We start from the raw sequence: 1,598 nt of genomic DNA, 5'->3' as shown, positions 1-1,598 counted from the left end.
TCTGAAATCATTCCGTACCTCCGGTCCGGTAATGAGGACAGATCACGAGAGTTCCGGAACGATGATAACGAAGAAGGCCAGAGTTCGCTCCGGCCTTCTGGGCGATGTCCTGCAAGACGATCAGCCGACCTTCGACTTCAGCATGTCGAGATGGTCGAGGTGTTCCTTTATCTGACCGCGGGCGAGCTTGGTGACGCCGAGGTGCTCACGGTTCTGTCCGATCGTCAGGTAGTCCTCCTGGATCGTCAGCCTTGTGGTCGTCCAGCTGGGCGTCACGTATGCCTTGTCGAAGTCCTTGCCGGGCGCTGCCTTCAGCTTGTCGAGCGACGACTTGCCTCCGGCGTCGAGCATGGCTCCCACCTCGGATTCGGTCGGCGGCTTCCCGATCGGTCCGGCAATGAAGGTCCAGGATATCCTACAATCAAACGAGGATAGCCAGCCGGCTAACTTCAGCTTCTTCAACGTGAGCCCCAAATGGTCGATCGACTGGCCGAGCTATGTCATCGACGATCCGACCAATCCCGGTGCGAATGTCTCTCGCTACCGGGGCGGGTTCTTTGGGAGTATCGACAATCGCGGGCACGAACATGGGAGCGGCTTCGACTGCATCGCGCTCGCGTTTCCGGAAAAGCCGCCGCCAGGTGAACAACTGCTGCGGCGAAATCCCTTGTCATCGCGCAACAGCGCAAACCGTGGTCTCGGCCACATAACTCTCCGCGACAATCCGTGCCTTCTCTTCATCGCTCCAGTCGCGACGACGCCCGGTTCCCGTGAAGACCTCGAACCGCCGCATCGGCTCTTCTTCCCTCGTTTTAAGCGTAAGCTCTGAAATCGTCATATGTCTAAGCCCTCGGTGGGCCTGCAACATCAACGATCAGAATGTGATCCGGTAGGTGGGGTCAAAACACCGCATACAATCGGTCCAATCCTCAAGAGGTAGCAATGTTCCGGTTCGGAGCAAAAAGAAGGCCCTGCTGCTAAGGAGGGGACAGGGCCAGGTCGCCAGCATTGCCGGCTGGACGCGCGGCTGGCAGGGCGTGCCATACCGCGCGATCCACTGGGTTAACCCGAATCGTATCGATGATGTTCCATTGCGCCGGAAACTGATCGAAAGGACCGCGCGGCCTTCCAAGGGCAAGGAAGGGGCAAAACATTAAGCCTCGCCACGCGATCCCAAACGTTAAAACGATCAAGATGCTGCTAATGTTCCGCTTCGGCGTTGTACGTTAGGTTTCAGCCGACGACGCCGAACAGCCATGCAAGCAGGATCGCCAGGGCCGCGGCCATCGCTATCAGGATCCAGACATCCCGAAATGTTTAGGAACGGCATGGCCAAGCATCCCTTAGCGCCATCAGGTTCACCTGCGCGCCTTTACGGTCTCGCTCCTTCGGGTTGTCGTTAATCCACTTGCAGACTGCGTCATTGATCTCACCCATAGTGACGCTATCAGGTAAACAGACGGGATCCCGTAGGAACCCGGTCATGTCAGTGACCCCACTAACGTAGCCCAACACCATTAACCGAGTTCCCGAGCACCAGCGGTGAAGGTCGTTCCCTGTGATAGGAGCAGCAGCCTTGGTGGAAACCGCAGACAGAC

Annotated in this window: 3 protein-coding genes; 1 reads left to right on the top strand and 2 read right to left on the bottom strand. The window is 57.8% G+C overall.

The annotated features are described in order from the left end of the window. Nucleotides 1-120: 120 nt before the first annotated feature. The gene (locus ACPYOJ_RS34400) at nt 121-351 is read right to left on the bottom strand and encodes a DUF305 domain-containing protein (protein ID WP_481420229.1); all 231 of its coding nucleotides are present in this window, start codon (nt 349-351) and stop codon (nt 121-123) included. Between ACPYOJ_RS34400 and ACPYOJ_RS34395 the strand changes: the two genes are divergently transcribed. Beyond that, a complete protein-coding gene (locus ACPYOJ_RS34395) occupies nt 350-829 on the top strand; it encodes a hypothetical protein (protein WP_481420228.1) in 480 nt (159 codons plus the stop codon). The genes ACPYOJ_RS34400 and ACPYOJ_RS34395 overlap by 2 nt on opposite strands. Before the next feature lie 488 nt (nt 830-1,317). On the opposite strand, the gene ACPYOJ_RS34390 is transcribed toward ACPYOJ_RS34395, so the two are convergent. Next, the gene (locus tag ACPYOJ_RS34390) at nt 1,318-1,563 is read right to left on the bottom strand and encodes a Rap1a/Tai family immunity protein (RefSeq protein WP_481420230.1); all 246 of its coding nucleotides are present in this window, start codon (nt 1,561-1,563) and stop codon (nt 1,318-1,320) included. Between the last annotated feature and the right edge of the window lie 35 nt (nt 1,564-1,598).

Source organism: Rhizobium sp. SVR5-9E (assembly GCF_056755095.1).
Note: the sequence above shows the minus strand (reverse complement) of the source record. Positions and strands in the feature narration are given on the sequence as shown.